The 19,175-nt window shown below is 56.2% G+C and carries 11 protein-coding genes; 10 read left to right on the forward strand and 1 reads right to left on the reverse strand.

The genetic code is table 11. From position 1 onward, the window contains the following. Positions 1-13 precede the first annotated feature (13 nt). The 3 genes from PV433_RS20305 (at position 14) to PV433_RS20315 (ending at position 3,439) form a co-directional block, all read left to right on the forward strand. Positions 14-1,390, forward strand: a complete 1,377-nt coding sequence (locus PV433_RS20305; RefSeq protein WP_442951551.1) for an STM4012 family radical SAM protein — start codon at positions 14-16, stop codon at positions 1,388-1,390. After that, positions 1,387-2,274 (forward strand): STM4011 family radical SAM protein, encoded by an 888-nt coding sequence (locus PV433_RS20310; RefSeq protein WP_332073878.1) that lies wholly within the window; start codon positions 1,387-1,389, stop codon positions 2,272-2,274. Before PV433_RS20305 ends, PV433_RS20310 begins: the two co-directional genes overlap by 4 nt. A gap of 142 nt (positions 2,275-2,416) precedes the next feature. Then, positions 2,417-3,439, forward strand: coding sequence for an FUSC family protein (locus PV433_RS20315; RefSeq protein WP_332073879.1), 1,023 nt, complete (start codon positions 2,417-2,419; stop codon positions 3,437-3,439). Positions 3,440-3,967: 528 nt separating this feature from the next. Here the strand turns inward: PV433_RS20315 and PV433_RS20320 are convergent. Further along, positions 3,968-7,255: a DEAD/DEAH box helicase gene (locus PV433_RS20320; protein WP_332073880.1), complete on the reverse strand. Its 3,288-nt coding sequence runs from the start codon at positions 7,253-7,255 to the stop codon at positions 3,968-3,970. 219 nt (positions 7,256-7,474) lie between these two features. On the opposite strand from PV433_RS20320, the gene PV433_RS20325 reads away from it, so the two are divergent. The 7 genes from PV433_RS20325 (at position 7,475) to PV433_RS20355 (ending at position 19,020) form a co-directional block, all read left to right on the forward strand. Then, a complete protein-coding gene (locus tag PV433_RS20325) occupies positions 7,475-8,731 on the forward strand; it encodes an MFS transporter (protein WP_332073881.1) in 1,257 nt (418 codons plus the stop codon). 232 nt (positions 8,732-8,963) lie between these two features. Continuing rightward, positions 8,964-10,481: a spore germination protein gene (locus tag PV433_RS20330; RefSeq protein WP_332073882.1), complete on the forward strand. Its 1,518-nt coding sequence runs from the start codon at positions 8,964-8,966 to the stop codon at positions 10,479-10,481. Then, positions 10,478-11,584, forward strand: coding sequence for a GerAB/ArcD/ProY family transporter (locus tag PV433_RS20335; protein WP_332073883.1), 1,107 nt, complete (start codon positions 10,478-10,480; stop codon positions 11,582-11,584). The genes PV433_RS20330 and PV433_RS20335 overlap by 4 nt, the downstream gene beginning before the upstream one ends. Further along, positions 11,577-12,731, forward strand: coding sequence for a Ger(x)C family spore germination protein (locus tag PV433_RS20340; RefSeq protein WP_332073884.1), 1,155 nt, complete (start codon positions 11,577-11,579; stop codon positions 12,729-12,731). The genes PV433_RS20335 and PV433_RS20340 overlap by 8 nt, the downstream gene beginning before the upstream one ends. Before the next feature lie 17 nt (positions 12,732-12,748). After that, the gene (locus PV433_RS20345) at positions 12,749-12,910 is read left to right on the forward strand and encodes a hypothetical protein (RefSeq protein ID WP_332073885.1); all 162 of its coding nucleotides are present in this window, start codon (positions 12,749-12,751) and stop codon (positions 12,908-12,910) included. A 115-nt stretch (positions 12,911-13,025) separates the two neighbouring features. Beyond that, a complete protein-coding gene (aroC, locus tag PV433_RS20350) occupies positions 13,026-14,081 on the forward strand; it encodes a chorismate synthase (protein WP_332073886.1) in 1,056 nt (351 codons plus the stop codon). 964 nt (positions 14,082-15,045) lie between these two features. Next, positions 15,046-19,020 carry an FIMAH domain-containing protein gene (locus PV433_RS20355; RefSeq protein ID WP_332073887.1) on the forward strand — a complete coding sequence of 1,325 codons (3,975 nt, stop codon included), beginning with the start codon at positions 15,046-15,048 and terminating at the stop codon, positions 19,018-19,020. Positions 19,021-19,175: the final 155 nt, after the last annotated feature.

The raw sequence follows: 19,175 nt of genomic DNA on the forward strand, positions 1-19,175 counted from the left end.
GGATGTGGCCCTTTTGTTCGAATCTTTTGCTGCCCGCTCGGGAAGCGCAGGCGGCGGTCCGGATGAGATCCGCGGCTGGAAGGAGAGGTTGATCTCCGATCCTTACCGGTCTTATTTATATTCGTACCCACATAAGACGGCTTACTCGGAGCTGGAACCGAAGCGGTCTTTGCCGGAGCTGTGGCGGGACGAGCCGGCGGAGAGCTTCTTTCTGTATATGCATATCCCGTTCTGCGGGGCGAGATGCGGCTTCTGCAATTTGTTCACGCTGCCGGACAAACGGGCGGACGTCCACGAGACTTACGTAGATGCGCTGCACAGACAAGCGGTTCAATGGGCCCGATTCGTCGGCCATAAGCCGTTCGCCCGGTTTGCGATCGGCGGGGGGACGCCTACGCTGCTGGAGCCGCGTCTGCTGGAGAGGCTGTTTGATATCGCCGAAAACGTGATGGGGCTGAATCCGCAGCAAGCGTCCATCTCTGTTGAAACTTCGCCCGAGACAGTTACGGCGGAGCGGCTGCGAATTTTGAAGCAGCGGCAGGTCGACCGGGTAAGCATGGGTATTCAAAGCTTCGTCGAGTCGGAAGCCGCAGCCGTATATCGGCCGCAAGGCCCGGCGGAAGCGGAACGCGCGCTGGAGCTGCTGAAGAGGGAACAGTTTCCAATCCTGAATGTCGATCTGATCTACGGTCTTCCCGGCCAGACGGTCGATTCCTGGCTGTACTCGCTGGACCGTGCACTTCAATACGCTCCTGAGGAGCTGTTTATTTATCCTTTATATACGCGGGACCATACGATCGTGAAGCCGGAGGATGTGCGAAACAGCGGCGAAGATATCCGGATGGCCTGTTACGGGGCGGCGAGGGAGAAACTGCTGGCGGAAGGCTACACCCAGTATTCGATGCGCAGATTCGCAAAGCCCGAAGCCGTTTCCGACAAAACGGTGCTGTCTTACGGCTGTCAGGAGGAAGGAATGGTCGGGCTTGGCTGCGGCGCCCGATCCTATACCCGATCGGTGCATTACGCTTCCCGCTACGGGGTCAGCCGCCGGGCGACGGCAAGCATCATAGCCGATTACGTCGCGGCGGAGCGTTACGATACGGCGGATTACGGGTTCGTGTTGTCCGAGGCCGAGCAGAAGCGGAGATATATATTGAAGGCCGTCCTGCATCGCGAGGGGCTGGATCTGGGGGCTTACGAGAACCGGTTCGGGAGCCGAACGCTGGACGATCACCCTGAGCTGGAACGGCTGCAGCGTGCCGGGCTGGCCGTACTCGAACGAAACGTATTCCGGCTGACGGACGAAGGGATGGCGTATTCCGACGCGATCGGCGACTGGTTCATCTCCCCGGAGGTGCGGAAGCGGATGGAAGGATACGTGCTGGTATGAAGGCGACCTTGTACTTCCGGGGCAGCCTGACCTCCTGCAACTATGATTGTCCGTATTGTCCGTTCAGCAAAAATATCGATACCCGGGCAACGCTGGCCAGAGACCGCGATCAAGTCATGCAGTTTGTCGACTGGGTACGCGGACGGGCCGGGAAAGGCGACCGGCTGTCGGTGTTCTTCAACCCTTACGGCGAAGCGCTGATTCACCGGTGGTACCGGGAGGCGATCACCGAGCTGTCCCATCTGGATCATGTAGAGAAAGTGGCGATCCAGACGAATTTGTCCGCCAAGCTCGATTGGACGGAGAAGCTCAATCGAGACAAGGCCGCCTTCTGGGTTACGTATCACCCGGGGCAGACGAAGGAAGCGAACTTTCTCGACCAGTGCATGCAGCTGCACCGCCGGAACATTCCGTTCAGCGTAGGCTCGGTAGGCGTGCGCAGCGCCTTCGGGGCGATCCGGTCGCTGCGCCAGGCTTTGCCGGACGATGTCTATCTGTGGGTCAATGCGTACAAAGACAAGAAAGACTATTACTCCGCCGAAGACCTGATCTTCCTGCGTACGATCGATCCGCTGTTCGACTACAATGTGTCGGATTACGACAGTATGGGTAAACCATGTGAAACGGGCAACAGCGTTTTTTATGTTCAGGGGCCGGGGATCGTGAAGCGCTGCTACAAAGACCGGCAAGTGATCGGACATCTGTACCGGGACGGACTGGAAGGGTTGTCCGAACAACGCGCTTGCCGGATGAAATGCTGCGACTGCTATATCGGCTACATTCATATGCCGGAGCTGAAGCTCGATCGGGCGTACGGCGGCAGGCTGCTGGAGAGGATCGCTTCTCCGGCGGTTCTCGCGGAGACGCAGATCAGTCCGTCCTAAAGCAGGAGGCTCAGGCCTCTCCTGTTGAAACGTCCTCCTCCCGAATGTATAATTTCCTTGTTATCAGAATCGAATGACGCTTGTTGTTGTCGGCTCCTGACTACAATTGCCCATTCAACAAGGAGGAGAAGACGCCATTACCATGACATTCGGAGCACGTATGCTCAAGACGGGAATTGCCGTCACCTTGGCCTTATACATCAGTACATGGCTGCAGTTTTCTCCCCCTGTTATTGCCGCCATCGCCGCGATTTTCGCCGTACAGCCTTCGATCTACCGGTCTTGGCGCTATTTTCTGGAGCAGGTGCAGACGAATACGCTAGGAGCCGTGATCGCGATGCTGGCCGGCACTTATTTTTCAAAGGAACCGATCGCGATCGGGGTCGTCTGTATCCTGGTCATCATGCTGTGTATTAAGCTGAAGATGGAAGAGACGATCGGCCTGACGCTGGTCACGGTCGTTGCGGTGATGGATGCATCGGGGCAATGGGGATTTGCGTTGAACCGTTTTTTGCTGAGCATGATCGGAATTGTATCGGCGTTTGCCATCAATATCGTCTTTTTACCGCCAAAACCGAAAGAGCAATTTACCGACCAGGTTCATACGGTGTTCGGCAAGCTGTCGCTGCTGCTGCGGACAGCGGTATCCGACGAGATGAAGGAGAAAGTGTTCCGCAGCCAGAAGCAGGGACTCGCGGACAGCCTGAATTCGCTGAGCGGCAAGTACAAGCTGATTGAAGAGGAAGTCAAAAAGCTGAAGCGCGCCAAATACCGGCAGACGCGCCAGCTCGTCGTCTACAAGCAGATGCTGTATACGCTGCAAAAAGGCTACGAGGTGCTGGAGGCGGTGGAGGAGCATTTTTTCCAGGCCGACCGGACGGATGATATGAACAAAAGGTACGACCGGCACATGGAGAAGCTGATCAAGTTCCATGAGCATGTGCTGCTTAAGTTCGAAGACAAGCTGAAGCCGGAGAGCTGGAAATCGGATTCGGTCGTAGAGGCGAACGATCTGTTCATGAAGCACGCTACGGACGGTTACGCCGAAGAACGGGAAGGGGCTTTGCGGCTGTTTATCGTTGCTGCGGCCATGTACGATTACGGTCATCAGACGGCACGGCTGGACCGGCTCGTGGAGCATGTGGACTCGGAGGAAGACGAATAAGGGCGATTTGTACCCTCTATTTTGTCCGAAATCCGCTTGGACGGGGAAATAAGAGCGGTTTGGGGTTGTTAAAATCGACGAGAACGGTGCAGAGCCGGCCAGTTGGTTGAAATAAGGGGTGCAAACCGCCTCTATTCGTCCCCGACATCCCCATATGGGAGGGGTTCCCCTTACTTGGCATTAGAGAACGTATACTCAGGTCCGATGACTAACGAATCGTATCGTTCTTATGGCTGAAAAACGATGTTATTTCAGACGTAACGAATCCGGGTATCGTTATCGAACCGAAAGCGGAAAAAAACGATCCGATTTGCGAGGTATAACCATACAAGAGTTCGTTACAAATTCAAACGTCCGCATTCGGTTCCGATAACGAATGCTAGGTTCGTTAGCCATACCGCCGCATGAAGACAACAACGACTTTAGCGAGCGGCTGGAGCGAAGGTACCCATTCCCTTCGATGCGCATAGGTATGGGTTTGCACATCAAGAACCGTCCGGACTTCAACTTGTACCGGACGGTTTTGTTTTATCCAAGCAAAAGCAGCTCCCGGATATCCGCCTCCGTAAACGACGACAAAGCTTCCTGCCCCGGCCGAATGACATCCTCGATCAGATGCAGCTTTTTTTGCTGGAGGTCGTACATTTTCTCTTCCACGGTGCCTTGGGCGAGCAGCCGGATGATCTGCACCACTTTTTTCTGCCCGATCCGGTGGGCGCGGTCGGCTGCCTGCTGTTCCACAGCGGGATTCCACCACAGATCATACAGAACGACGGTGTCCGCTCCGGTCAGATTCAGCCCGGTGCCGCCGGCCTTCAGTGAGATGAGGAACAGATCGCGTTCTCCTTCGTTGAAGCGGCCGCACAGCTCGACGCGCTCGGCAGGCGGAGTCGAGCCGTCGAGATAAAAGAACGGAATCCCCCGCGCCCCAATCTCCCGCCCGATCAGTCCGAGCATCTCCGTAAACTGGGAGAACAGCAGGACCCGTTTGCCCGCGCTTTGGCATTCCTCCACAATGTCCAAGAGCTGCTCGAATTTGGCCGAAGAGCCGTTGTAGTTTTCCACGAACAGCGCAGGGTGGCAGCACAGCTGGCGAAGCCGTGTTAAGCCCGCTAATATTTTGATCCGGTTTTTGTGAAAACTGGCTTCGCTCAGATGCTTCAAAGCTTCCTTCTGGAGTTTCGCCAAATAAGCGGCATACAGCTTTTTCTGCTCGGGCTGCAGTTCCGACGTATGCAGCGTTTCGATTTTCTCCGGAAGCTCCGTTAGTACGTCGCTCTTCAGCCGGCGGAGCAGGAAGGGGCGGATCTTCTTGGCTACCGTGCTGCGGGAAAGCTCGTTGAACGCCTTTCTTCCCGCGAACAAGCCCGGAAATACGACATCGTACAACGTCCACAGCTCCTCCAGCCGGTTCTCGACAGGCGTTCCGGTCAGTGCGAACCGGTAGGGGGCTTGCAGCTGTTTGACCGCATGCGCCGTCTGGGTCGTGTGGTTTTTGAAAAATTGGGCTTCGTCCAAAATCAGCGTATGAAACGACCGCATCGTGTACGCCTCGATATCTCTGCGCAGCAGCGGGTAGGAGGTAATGATCACGTCCAGACCTGTTGCGTTTTTCCAAAACTTGTTCCGCTCCGCTTTGCTGCCGTCGGCGATTGCCGCCCGGATGTCCGGAGCGAACTTGTGCAGCTCGTTATGCCAGTTGTACACGAGCGAAGCGGGGCAGACGATGATCGCCGGCAGCTCCTGAGCCCGGATCTCGGGCAGCATCGAGACGAGGAAGGCGATCGCCTGAACCGTCTTGCCGAGCCCCATCTCGTCGGCCAATATGCCGCCGAAACGGTAATGGGCCAGCGTCCTCAGCCACTGATATCCGTAGTGCTGGTAATCCCGCAGCACGGGGGCGAGGTTGTCCGGCACCGGGAAGTCCAGATGGTCCGGATTGCGCATGTGTGTAAGAAGGCGCCGGAGCGTTTTGCCCAGACGAACCGCATGGCTCTGCCGGTCGGTGTCCATCAACTGGAGACCGCGAACGACCGGCAGCCGGAAGGTCGTACCGTCCGCCTCTCCCATCCGGACGCCGAGCTCGTTCATGCAGCGCACGATTTCCTGAAATTCCTCGGATTCAAGCGGCAGCAAAGCCCCATCCGGCATTTTGTGATACCGGCGTTTCTCCTCCAGCGACTGGAGCACTTTACGGATTTCCGCTTCGGGAATCGTTTCAATATCGAACCGCGCCTCCAACCAGTCGACTTTGTCATTGACATCCACTGTAATCTTGGGCGGAACATGAACCGGATAGATCCGTTCCTTCACGTTGGAGGTGGCATACACTTTAACCAGCTTTTCAAGCCGGGGCACGGTATGAACCAGGAAATCGTACTCGCCGTCCTCGTCGTCCATCCGGTAGCCGCTTTCCGTCTGGACGAAGGACGACTGCTCCATTAGCTCGAGGATTTGGCGCTCCAACTCGCCGTCCCGCACCAGAATCCGGTCGGAGCTTCGTTTGGCCGACCATGACTCCAGCGGGTTGATCGTAATGTCCCCGTAATGGAATTCCAGGGCGGCCAGCATCTTCTCCTTCACCCGATCCAGGTACAAGCTCGCTTTCAACGGCGTCTTTACGAACTTCTCGGATACGGCTTCCGCAATCTGAACGCGGCCGAGCTTCATTAAGCCGGGTACGGCTCTGTCCATCATCGATTCCAGCTGAACCGGAGACAAGGGAAGCTGCCGTCTGCCGGCGTCGCCGAACATCTGCTTTAGCCCGGATAGCCGGCTGCATGATTCGGACGGCAGCTGCAGCAGCTTGCCGTTTGTAAGAACAATCCCATAGGATTCCAGAACGGTAACGTCGTCCAAGCCCGTTACTTCCAGCTCGTAGGCGTGATTCCCGTTTCCGGTCTGCCGGAAGTCAAAGTGCAGCGGCACCGGCTCATCGGACAGCTGCAGCGGATGGACGGAACCGTCGGGATGTTCAATAAGCACGGACGTCTCCGCACGGGTCAGGAGCGGCAGCAGACTGTCCCAGGAGAGCGGAGGGAGGAGCAAGGTCCGGTCTGTCTGGTGCTTGCTGCGGACGGGGAATACGTTCGAATCCCGATACAGTTGCTCGTTTTTGGCAATATCGGTTAATTGCCGGATGATCGACTCGTCTTCTTTTTTGAACCGGTGGATCTCCGGATCGTACGTGAACAGTTTAGCGAACGGATACGATTTCCCCTTATCGAGCTGTTCAAGAAATTCCCTCATTCTCTGAACGATATAAAGCCGTTCCGGCCCCACTTTCATCTCGATGCCGAAAAGCTGTTTCCGGTAGCCGTAGGGAAGCAGCGTACATATAAACTCGACATGGAGCGGCTCCCTCGGATCATGCAGCAGCCCGCTGCCGGCGGATCGTGCCGGCTGTGTGCGGAACAGCCCGAGCATGCTCTCGACCAGCCGGGCTTCTTCGCGGGGCGTTCCGGTAAGTAGGTTCTGCACTTGCGGCTGCAAGCCGTCTGCATCCGCAGTGGACTCGGGCCGGTCGCTGCGCTGGATCTCGATCAGGCACAGCAGCGCGGCCGCGATATGTTTGCAATGTTTGCGGTAAGAGCCGAGCGTTGGGCAGGAGCAGCTTGCCGCAATCGTTCCGGACGGATCGTCCAGCCTGACGGATACTTCGCTTCGGCCTTTGTCCGTTACGACCGCTTCGAACAATTGCCCGGGCTGGTACCGAACGACGGACACTTTCCCCGACTGGAAGTCGGCTTTTCCTTTATGGTAGGCCATCCGGCCGCACATGGATTCCACAATTTTATTATGAAGCGACATGCTCATAACCGCCATCATCCTTTGAATGAATCGTTGCCGCCATTCGAGCGGCAGAGGTGCGATACTAGAATAGTGTACAATGTTTCCGGTTTTTAGTCGAACGTATGATCGATTCGGCTCGCGGCCATCCCCGAATACGAGGTTGGGCTTTCTTTTTAGGCCGAAGTCTATTAGAATCCCAAGATAGTCTATTATTTTATATATCATTTGAGGAGTAACAACATCATGTGGAGAAATCGCAACGTTTGGATCGTCCTCGTCGGTGAATTTATCGCCGGGTTAGGGCTCTGGATGTCCATTATCGCCAATCTGGAGTTTATGCAGCAAAAAGTACCGTCCGATTTCCTGAAATCGTTAATTTTATTTTCCGGTTTGCTCGCCGGCGTACTATTCGCACCGCTCGCCGGCCGGATCATCGATACGAATCCGAAAAAAACGGTGCTGCTCTTGTCGGGGGCGGGCCGGCTCGTGGCGGTTGGCTTTATGTTCATCGCCCTGTATTTCGACTCGGTGTGGTGGATGGTGCTTTTTGCCGTGACGCTGCAAATATCGGCTGCGTTTTATTTTCCCGCGCTCCAGTCGGTCATTCCGCTGATCGTCCAGGAGAAAGATCTGCTCGCCCTGAACGGCGTTCATATGAATGCGGGAACGATGGCCCGGATTCTGGGCACTACGCTCGCAGGGATTATGCTGACGCTGATGAGCCTGCAGGGGCTGTATATCGTTTCGTTCCTCGCTTACGCTACGCTTCTGCTGACCACCTGGTTTCTCGACGTGCCGGAGAACGGGAAGCAGCAGGCTCGGACAAACCGGGAAGAAGAGTCATCGGTCCCGCCAGCCGAAACCGGTGCGGACGCGCCCGGTAATGGAGGTTTCAAATCGCTTATACCGGTATTGCGCCGGCAGCCGGTGATCGTCGCCGTATTGCTGCTGTCGGTCGTGCCGACGCTGTTCATCGGGGCGTTTAATTTGATGGTCATTAATATAAGCGAGCTTCAGCAAAGCGCGCAAATCAAAGGGCTGCTTTATGCTGCGGAAGGAATCAGCTTCATACTCGCCGGTTTTCTCGTCAAAAAGGTGGCGGACCGGGGCAAACCTTTGAACCGATTGTTCCTGTTCGCCGCAGTTGTAGCTGTTGCCCAATGTTTGCTCTATTTTGCCGATTCTCCGGTATGGTCGCTCCTATCGTTCGCTTTATTTGGCCTGGCGGCAGGCTGCTTTTTTCCGGTGGCGTCCACGATCTTTCAAAGGCAAATGCCGAAGCCGTATCATGGCCGGTTTTTCTCGTTCCGGGCAATGCTGGACCGCGTTATGTTCCAGGTCATCCTGCTGAGCACGGGTCTGCTCTTGGATACGATCGGCTTGCAGCGGATGGTGCTTGTATACGGGGGACTGTCGTTTGTTCTGGTAGCTTTGTTTGCGTGGCGTGAATCCCGGGCACCGGGAAGAGGCGGGGACGGGAAAGCCGGAGAGCTTGTCTGAGAGAAAGAGAGAAAGCAAGTTAGTCTGCCGCCTCCGGAACTCGTATAGGTCACATGGATCTTGAAAGGAATTGATAAATATTGAATCAGGGCCGAACCCTTGGGGGATCGGCCTTTTTGGCGTCTAAGGACAGACGGCGACGGCCTCCGGAGCGGGCGGAGCAGGTTTACGTTCTACGCTTTTGGTAATAGATAAGGGGAGATGCCGGCATACAGAATAGGAGGACAACGTCATGAACGATAAAGCCCAGTCTGCTATCCTGTCGACGAACCTTTCCGATAATTTGGCATTGATCCGCAGCCTGCTGAACGAGCCAAGCGATCTGTTCGTGAAAGTCATCAAGAGCGGAGACGGTCCTGCCAGCTTCGCGGTAATTTGCCTTTCCGGCCTTTCGGATACCGGTCTCATTCACGATCATATTATCCGGCCCATCCAGCAGAGCAGGCTGTCCAGCGAAGAATGGATGCCGCTGCAGGACGACAATGCGCTGCTGGATGAACTTGAGAACAAGCTGCTCGCCGTGCAAATTATTCGCCGTGAGCGCTGCTTGCCGGAAATCGTGCCGTTTCTGCTGACGGGTGATACGGTGCTGATCGCCGAAGGAACCGGACAAGCTCTTGTGATAAGCAGCCGAAGCGGCCCGGAGCGCAGCGTCGAAGAACCTCAAACGGAAGCGTTAGTCCGCGGGCCGAGAGTGGGATTTACGGAAAATATCCAGACCAACGTATCGCTGATCCGGCGAATGATTACCGATCCGCAGTTGAGCTTCGAAACATACACCGTCGGGCAGCGGTCCAAACAAACGCTGTCCGTGATGTATATTAAAGGGATCATTCATCCGGATATCGTAAACGAAGTGAAGCGCAGACTGGACTCGATCGGGATCGACATGGCGCCCGAGTCGGGTACGGTCGAGCAGTGGATCGAAGACAGCTTCCTGTCGCCATTCCCGCAAATCCTGCATACCGAGCGGCCGGATAAGGTCGTAGCCGCGTTGTTCCAAGGAAAAGCGGCGATTCTGCTGGACGGGACTCCGTTCGCGCTGGTCCTGCCGACGACGTTTATCTCGCTCGTCCAATCACCGGAAGATTATTACGAACGGTGGATGATCGGCTCGTTAATCCGTTTGCTCCGTTATGCGGCCATTTTAATCTCGTTGTTTCTTCCGGCGATTTATATCGCATTGATCTCGTTTCATCAAGGGATGATCCCGTTTAAGCTGGCGTCATCGATCGCCGCGTCTCGGGAAGGCGTGCCGTTCCCGGCCGTCATTGAGGCGATACTGATGGAAGCAACGCTGGAGCTGCTTCGGGAAGCGGGAATCCGTCTGCCGAAGCCGATCGGCCAGACGATCGGAATCGTCGGCGGTCTCGTTATTGGCGAAGCCGCCGTGCAGGCCGGAGTCGTCAGTCCGATCATGGTAATCGTGGTCGCTGTTACCGCCATTTCATCGTTTACGATACCTTCCTACAGTGCGGGGATCGCCTTCCGGATGCTGCGGTTCGCGACGATGATCGCCTCTGCTATATTAGGTCTGTACGGAATCGTTCTGATGTTTATTATGATCACGATCCATCTGCTGAGACTGTACAGCTTCGGAGTCCCCTATTCGGCTCCGTTCGCTCCTTCGCTCCGAGGCGACTGGCAGGATTTATTTATCCGGGCGCCGATTACGGTTTTGACGAGAAGACCCCGGTTTATGCAGACCCGGGATGAGGACCGCGTCGATCCAAACGGTGGGAAACGATGAAAAACTTCGAATACGGAGATAAAGAAATCGGACAAAAGGAAGTTGCGTACGCGGTCAGCAACATGGTGATCGGGCTCGGTATTCTGACGCTGCCCAGCACCATCGTGGCGGCGACGACCTCCTCGGACGGATGGATGTCCATCCTGCTCGGCGGGCTGATCGCCCTTGGCTGTGCATGGGGTATCGCCAAGCTCGTCATACGGTTTCCGAAGATGAACTATTTCGAGATAACGGCCAAGCTTACGAATCCGGCTGTTGCTTCGATTGTCACGCTGTTGTTTGCCTTGTATATGTTTTTGTTTGTCAGCATCGAGGTGAGGGGCGTATCCAGCATATCCAAGCTGTATTTATTCGACACGACGCCCGTGGAAGCGATCTGTTTCTTTTTTTTGCTCGTGCTGCTGTACGGAGTGGCCGGTCCGAGCGTGTCGCTGCTGCGGCTGAATCTGCTCTATTTACCGATCATCGTGTTCATTGTGCTGGCGGTGCTGATCATGAGCCTGGGGGACTTCAATATTCGTCTGCTGAAGCCGGCGTTTGTCACCCCTTGGTCCGAGATTGCCATAGCGGCGAAAGAAACGTCGATCTCGTTTCTCGGCTTTGAGATTTTGCTGTTTTATAACGTCTTTGTCAACAAGCCGCAAAAAACCGTAAAATCGGTATTGCTCGGCCTACTGGTGCCGCTTGTCATTTACGAGCTGGTCCTGGTGTTTGTGATCGGCGTGTTCGGTTCGGTTGTTGTCGCTAATACGATGTATCCGCTGGCAGAGATGGCCAAGCAGATAGAAGTGCCGGGCGGATTTTTCGAGCGGTTCGAGTCGCTGTTTTTTGCGGTATGGGTTATGTCGCTGTTTTCGACGGCCGCTATGGCGCTTGACATAACGCTGCTTGCGCTGCGGCAGGTTTTTCGCAAAACGAGCCGGATGACGTTCATCATCGGGATGGCCCCTCTGCTGTTCCTGATCGCGATGCAGCCGAAAAACATCGTCGAGGTGCGGATGTTCTCTACGTGGGTAAGCTATATGGGAATCGGGATCGCCTGGATCGTACCGGTGATGCTGCTGCTGATGGCCAAGCTTCGGGGGGTGAGAGGAGATGCATAACCGGGTACTTGTCGTTGTGCTTACGATCGGCTCGATGCTGCTGTTGCAAGGCTGCTGGGACCGGGTCGAGATTGAGCAGCGGGGTTTTGTCGTAGGCACGGCTCTGGACGATGCGGAGAACCATAAGGTGGCCCTGACGTTTCAGTTCGCCGTCCCAAGCGCGATGAAGGGGAAAGGGACGGACGCCAAGGAGGGCGGCGGCAAGCCGTTCATCAACATCACGTCAGAAGCGAACAGCGTCTTTAAGGCGGCCCGGATCATGTCCAACGAGTTCAGCCGTCCTCCGTACCTGGAGCACAACCGGGTCATTATCATCTCCGAGAAGCTGGCCCGCAAAGGACATCTGGGCGAGGTGATCGACCTGTTCATGCGGGACCCGGAGACGAGACGGGCGGCCAAAGTGATGATCGCCGAGGGGGAAGCGCGGCAATTGCTGGAAAGCAATCCGTTCATCGAGACGCTGCCGGTGCAATATATCGATATGACGGCGGAAAACCCCGAGAAAAGCGAATCGATCACCCCGCCTACCAATATCGGCCAGGTGCATGCATATCTGCTGCAAAACGCCAGTTTCGCGCTGCCCAAGGTCCGGTCCTTGGATAACAAAGTCGTAACAAGCGGCGCAGCGATCTTCGAGGGGCATACGCATCTGCTGAAAGGATTTCTGAACGAGGACGAGGCGACGGGCCGCAACATATTGACAGGTACGCTAAAGGCAGGGGCTCTGGAGCTTATAGTTAAGGACCAAGTGGTTGTGTTCGAGGTCAAGCAAATGAGAAGAACGATCAAGGCAAGCGTTGCAGATCCGCGCCGTCCGGTTTTCGATGTGTACGTTACCGTCGAAGGCAACATAAGCGAGTCTCACCTCGGTCAGTCGCTGATCGATCCGGACATTATGGCGGAGACGGAGAAAAAAGCGGAGCAGAAGCTTATCGATTTAACGACGGACGTTACGAACAAAGTCCAGAAAGTATACAAGGCGGATATTCTCGGGCTAAGCGAGTACTTGCATCAGGAACATTACCAAGTATGGATGGCGCTGAAAGAAAACTGGGAGCAAGGCGAGCAGATTTTCTCGAAATGCCCGATCCGGGTCCATGCGAAAGTGAAGCTGCATGTGGTCGGTTCGATTTTGAAATCGGAGTAATAAGGAAGGGGCGGGAGATGGAGTTTTGGAGCGATCGGATTCCTTCGCTGAGTGTTCTGATTTACGCGCTTCTGTCTATGGTTATTCCGTGGGTCGTCTACGCCGTGAACCGCTGGCTGCACCAGATGGCCGATCCTCCTTGGAAAAAGGAGCCGGAACGGAGGGAGGAGAAGCCGTAAGTCGAGTGTGATATAGATGTTTTCTATGGTAGAGATGCGTCATTCCGATTTCATTTATTTCATGACCCCCGCTATAATCGAGCTATACCCACAGCGATTGGCAGGAGGCGGTCATATGGCAGGCAGTTCGTTTGGAGAAATGCTACGAATCACTACGTTCGGAGAATCCCACGGGGAAGCGGTTGGCGTCATTATCGACGGAGCGACGCCGGGCGTCGAATTAAGCGAGTCGGACATCCAGACTCAGATGGATCGGAGAAAGCCGGGACAATCGTCCGTAACCTCTCCCAGAAAAGAGTACGATGTGGTGCATATTCTGTCGGGCGTGTTCGAAGGGAAAACGACTGGCACCCCGATCTTCGTCATCCTTCATAACACAGATATGCGTCCGGAAGCATACGACGATATCCAATACTCGTTTCGTCCCGGTCATGCGGACTTTACGTATTGGCAAAAATACGGAATCCGCGATCACCGGGGGAGCGGAAGGGCTTCCGGACGGGAAACCGCCGGACGGGTCGCGGCCGGGGCGGTGGCCCGCAAGCTGCTTGCGAACCGGGGCGTGAGCCTTGTCGCATATACGAAAGAAATCGGCGGCATCCGCTGCGAATCGTTCGTGGAGAGCGAGATCGAGCGCAATGCGGTGCGGGCGTGCGACCCGGAGGCGGCTGGCGAGATGATCCGCAAGGTCGAAGCGCTCGCCTTGAAGGGAGACAGCTGCGGCGGCATCGTGGAGTGCCGGATCCGCGGAGTCGTTCCCGGCTTGGGCGAGCCGGTGTTCGACAAGCTGGATGCGGAGCTGGCCAAGGCGATGCTGTCGATCGGCGCGATCAAAGGAATCGAGTTCGGCGCCGGATTCGCCGCAGCGGGCATGCTCGGCAGCGAGCATAACGACCCGATGGACGCCAGCGGCTTCCTGAGCAATCATTCCGGCGGCATCGTCGGCGGGATCAGCACCGGTCAGGAGATCGTCTTCCGCGTCGCGGTCAAGCCGACCTCTTCGATATCGGTTCCTCAGCGGACCGTACGGATCACCGGCGAGGAGCAGACGATCGTTACGGAGGGCCGGCACGATCCGTGTATCTGTCCGCGAATCGTTCCCGTCGTCGAAGCGATGGCATGCCTCGTCATTGAAGATCATTACAAGCGTCTTGCGGCTATGCGCGACTAGTTTATGTCGTGAACGGCTGCGAGGCTTTTTTTAACGTGCGCGTCTAGCCAAGCTAGGCACAACTAGCAAATGTTTAAAATTCCTGTAGGTGCTAAGAAATCGCTTTTGAAAGAAAAGGAGCGCCTCTGGTAATATGGGTTTGCAACGGGTCAGTGCCCTTAATAGCCCATCATCCAAGGAGGACGCTGGGGTGGGACCGAATAGGAGCGATTTGCAGCCTTTATTTGGTCCGAGAACCGGCTCGGGCGCGGAATAAGAAGCTGCTAATATCCACGAAATGGGCGCAGTCCCATTCAAAGGGCGTAAATAAGGGGTACGAACCGCCTTCTATTTGTCTCATTCCTCCCAAGATGCCGAAAATAGGAGGTGCCAGAGACTCTTATCGGGTTAGGTAGTCTGTAGGCAATTCGTCTCAGCGAAGCCCAATGCGGTCGGTTCGCAAGAATAAACCAAATAGCGATTTGGACCGATTGCAAAATGTGGCTTAAATAAATGACCGATTTGGCTAGAAATGGATGAGGGGAATTTTGTATAATTTAATATGTAAGCGGATACAACGGCCGTTATATACAGGTAATTTCCGTGTCTGTCTATGACATCCGCCACTGTCAATAAGTCCGGGGAAAGGAGAGGGGATACAGAACCGTATACAACTTGGGGGGCCGCATGCAGCCTGGCAAGCAGACTGTACGACAGCGGCGGCAATCGGAGGAGCCAGGTTACGCTGTGCAGATATTAGGTGTCTGGTCGCCGGGAGGGGCAACTCCTGCTGCCGAATCCGTCCTTGTACTTGTACAGAGGCGGAGCTGACGGGGTGTCCTCAATCCGGACCGCTATCGCCGAATGGCTCGGAACGCATGGCAAGAGCCGATATCGTACAGGGAATTTGCTGCCGGCAATCTGATTGGTTTCGCGAAAACACTCCATGTCAGTCCGAACAATCCATGGATCGGAGAGGAGCGTTATGATGACCGTTCGCTTACGGCAAAAAATGATTGCGCTTGCGGCTATCGTCAGCTTATTGGCAGCTCTGCTGCCTGCGGCCGTGTGGGCCGATTCGCCTGCCGGCACGGAGGCCGGGACAGGGGCGATCGTTAACGGCGGCTTCGAAGAAATTGCAAACGGCAAACCGAGCGAATGGGTCGGCTTCGGCTCGGGAGCCGTCTACGAGTCTGTGTACCAACCTGTTCACGGGGGCAACTTCAGCGTGAAACTGACGGACAACTCACCCCAGGGAGGGAATGGCATTCGCAGCAGCTCCATTCCCGCCGTCCCCGGCAACCTGTATAAAGCTTCCGTCTACGGGCGAAATGAATCGGGAACTTCCCAGCTGTATCTGGAGTTCTGGAACGCAGCCAATCAGCGGATCGACGTGAAGATCGCCAACGTTCCGGCTGGCGCGCAATGGAACGCCGTTGAGATTGTAGCCGAAGCCCCCGCAGGAGCGGTAGGCGCCAACGTGCTGCTCTATCAGCATCAGTCGAACGTAGGGGTTGCTTATTTTGACGATGCTTCCCTTCAGGAGGTGCCGCTAGTCATGCCTTATAACGGCGGATTTGAAGAAGTGGCGGGAGGCAAACCGGTCGGTTGGACAAGCCTCAGCCCGTCATCGGTGTATAGCTCCGATTCAACTACGGTTCACAGCGGCGTGTACAGTCTGAAGATGGAAGATCCGAGCACGACGTCGGGTCCCGGTCTGAGGAGCGGCAGCATGCCTGTAATTGCGGGCAAGCTGTATGAAGCGTCCATGTATTCGTATAACGAATCCGGGGTCTCGCAGATGTATCTGGAGTTCTGGAACAGCTCCAACGTGCGGATTCTTACGAAAATCATTACCAATTCCGCGATCGGCTCCTGGGAAAAACTCGAAATTCAAAGCGAAGCGCCCGCAGGCGCGACCTATGCTACGCTGCTGATGTATCAGCATGTAGGCAATCAGGGAACGGCTTATTTCGACGACGCCATGTTCCGGTTGGCCCCTCCCGAGCCGGTAAGGGAATTTCCGCTTCTGAACGCAAGCCATCCGAGATTGTACTTCACCCCCGCGGATCTTCCTTCCTTGCAGTCAAGAGCCCAGGATACGGTCCATGCCCCTTTCGGCAGAACCGGCAAGCAGCTCTGGGACTCGATCAAAAGCACAGCAGACGCTTATTTGACCGAAACGAGCTTCTCCAGAACGTATTATGCCGGCAAAGTCGTGACCTTCCCGCTACCGCCGGTACAGCCGGGACCGATCGAGAATCCGCCGGGATTTACATCGCCGTATCCGTATTGGACGATGATGACCCGCTCGATTCAAGAACGGCTGGAGACGCTTAGCCTCGCTTATGCGGTGTCCGGCAATACGGCCTATGCGGACAAGGCCAAATCGTACGTGCTGTCGCTCGCCGGCTGGAACAGCTGGACCGACCCGACCTACCCGTGCGGCGGGGAAACGTGTCTCGATACGTCTCACCTGACATTCGGAGTCAGCATGGCGTTCGATATTTTGTACGACGTATTCACCGAAGCGGAGCGCACGCAGGTTATGACGGCGCTGGAGAATAAAGGTCTGATCCCGCTTTATAAGGATGCCAGAAACAAGCTGGACCATAATATCCAGTCGCTCCGCGCGGCGGCGCTGGGCAGCGGGGCGGCGGTGCTGCTCGGGCACAGCCCGAACGCAAACGCCTACTTGACGAGAGCGATGAATTATTACCAGTGGTATCTGGACGAGCGGATGACTTCCGGCCAGCAGGAAGGCTTGCTGTATACGAGCTATGCGATGGACAATATGATTAAGGCGTTCGATCACATTAACCGCGTCACCGGCGTTCAAGAGCTGGCCGATCATCCGTTCATCAACGATTTCCTCGTCCGCTGGATCGTGTATGCCCTGGCTCCAGGCGGAGGCGGACTCGCGAATTTCTCGGATTCCGGCGCGGCGAACTATTTCGGCTTGACTATGAACGTCATCAACGCCTGGCTGAACAACGGGCAGGCCGGGTGGTATTTGCAGGAAACGGGCGCGGCTGCCAGCGGCAACGACGGCTTCCTGTACTTCCGTCCGAACGCCGTGATCACATCTCCCGACGAATGGCCGGCATCCGCCGTTCTGGACGAGATCGGCTGGGCGCTGCTTCGAAGCGGCTGGGAAGCCGACGATATGCTGTTCGGGATGGTCGGCAACAATTCGAATCTCGGTCACAACCATTTCGACCAGAACAGCTTCCAGATTGCGACAAACCGGACATGGATCGCCGGCGACGCCGGGTATCAAGACTACGTAGCCGGTCCGGCAAACGATCTGACCGTCCGGCTCGGGCACAGCACCATTCAGGTGGACGGCCAAGGGCAGACGGTCCGGGGCAGAGGTTCCTTGACGGAAGGGCTTCTCGCTCCCACCTATGATTACATCAAAGGGTCTGCAGCCGGCGCGTACGGCAATCCCAAGCTCGACCGATTCGACCGCCACGTCGTCTACTTGAAGCCGGATACGTTCGTGCTGCTGGACGAACTGGAGGCGGACGCCCCCCATGTGTACGATTGGGTGCTGTTCAACGGAGCGCTGAACCATTTCGAGGTAAACGGCCAGGAGGTGCAAGCCGGCCAGACGACGCAAGGCAACGGATTGTACGTGCGCAGCGGCGGAGCCGAGCTGGCTGCCAAGTTTTTGGCCGATACGACATTGCCGATCACGGTCACCCAGCATCCGGGGGCGGAATCGTACGGCTACTATACGAAAGTAGGCAGCGGCGCGGCAACCGCCGATCACCGGTTCCTGACCGTGCTAAAGACCCGTCCGTACCAGCCGCAAGGTCTGTTCGACGAGTCCAACCTGCTGCCGCTCACAGACAGCTCCGGCCGTGAAGTGAAGCTCGTTCAAGCGTCGGGCAGCACCGTTATTTTCTATCGCGGAGCCGAGACCGGCGACTACATGACCGTCACCGTCAACGTTCCGGAAGACGGCACCTATGCGCTGAAAAGCCGATTTTTAAAATCGCCCATGTACGGCATCGTCCAAACATACGTCGACGGACAGCCGGCCGGCGGAGCGTTCGACGGTTATGCTCCCGATGTGACGGGGCCGGTTACGGCCGATCAAGGCAATCTTCAACTGACGGCCGGAACGCATACGATCCGGTACGAAGTAACCGGCAAAAATGCGTTGTCGGGCAACTACTTTATCGGCCTTGACGCGGTTACGCTGCTGCCTGCCAATTCTCCCGAGCTGGAGCAGTTGGAGGTTAGCGCGGCGATGGTTACCGGCACGAACGGTGTCGGAGCGAGCGTCGACCGGGAAGACGGAAGCGGCGTGCGTGATCTCGTCGTGTTCCGCACCGGAAATTCCGGTTTCACCGTCGGCGTTGTGACCGGCGATGCCGAGCAAGCAGTCGTAAGTTATAACAGCAATGACGATATCGTCGGATTTAAGATGACACGGGGAACCTCGCTGCTCTCCGGCAGCAGCGTCCTGTTAGCGGGCAGTTCGGCGTTCAGCGCCTCGTTCGATACGAGCAGCGAGACGTTGGAGACTGAAGGGATCGTAGACACCGCCGCCGCGCAAAACATCAGCATCCATGCGCCGGCCGACGCTCTAATTTATGTGGACGGTCAATTGCTGGGCCAAGGCAATTACACGGTCAACGAGCCGGCGGGGACAGTCGACCTGGCATTGACGGCGGGACGTCATCAGGTGCGGATCGTGTCGCTCTCGGCACGGATCGACGCGATGATCGAATCGTGGGGACTCACTCCTCCGGCTTCACAGATCGTCTCGAATACGGTTCGACAGATGCTGCATCACTGGAATCGGGATAATACCGAACAAGCGATAGCGCGTCTGGAGCGGCTCCAGGATCATCTGAATAAACCGCCGCTGTTAGCCGCATTGCCGCAGGAGATCCGTTCGAAGATTCAGCAGACGGTCCAGGAAATGATCGGTCTACTGGGTGGCTGACCCCTATATCGCAACGCGGAAGGAGAACCGGGCGCCGCTTGAGCCGTAAGGCTTGAGCGGCGTTTTGCTTGACGCGCGTACGGGGAATTTGTCGGAGTGTGGCGAATTTTTTATCGGGAATAGGTCCTAAGCTCCCTATGTTTGGAAGAAATCGT

Source organism: Paenibacillus sp. GYB004, assembly GCF_036577605.1.
Classification (GTDB): domain Bacteria; phylum Bacillota; class Bacilli; order Paenibacillales; family NBRC-103111; genus Paenibacillus_AB; species Paenibacillus_AB oceani.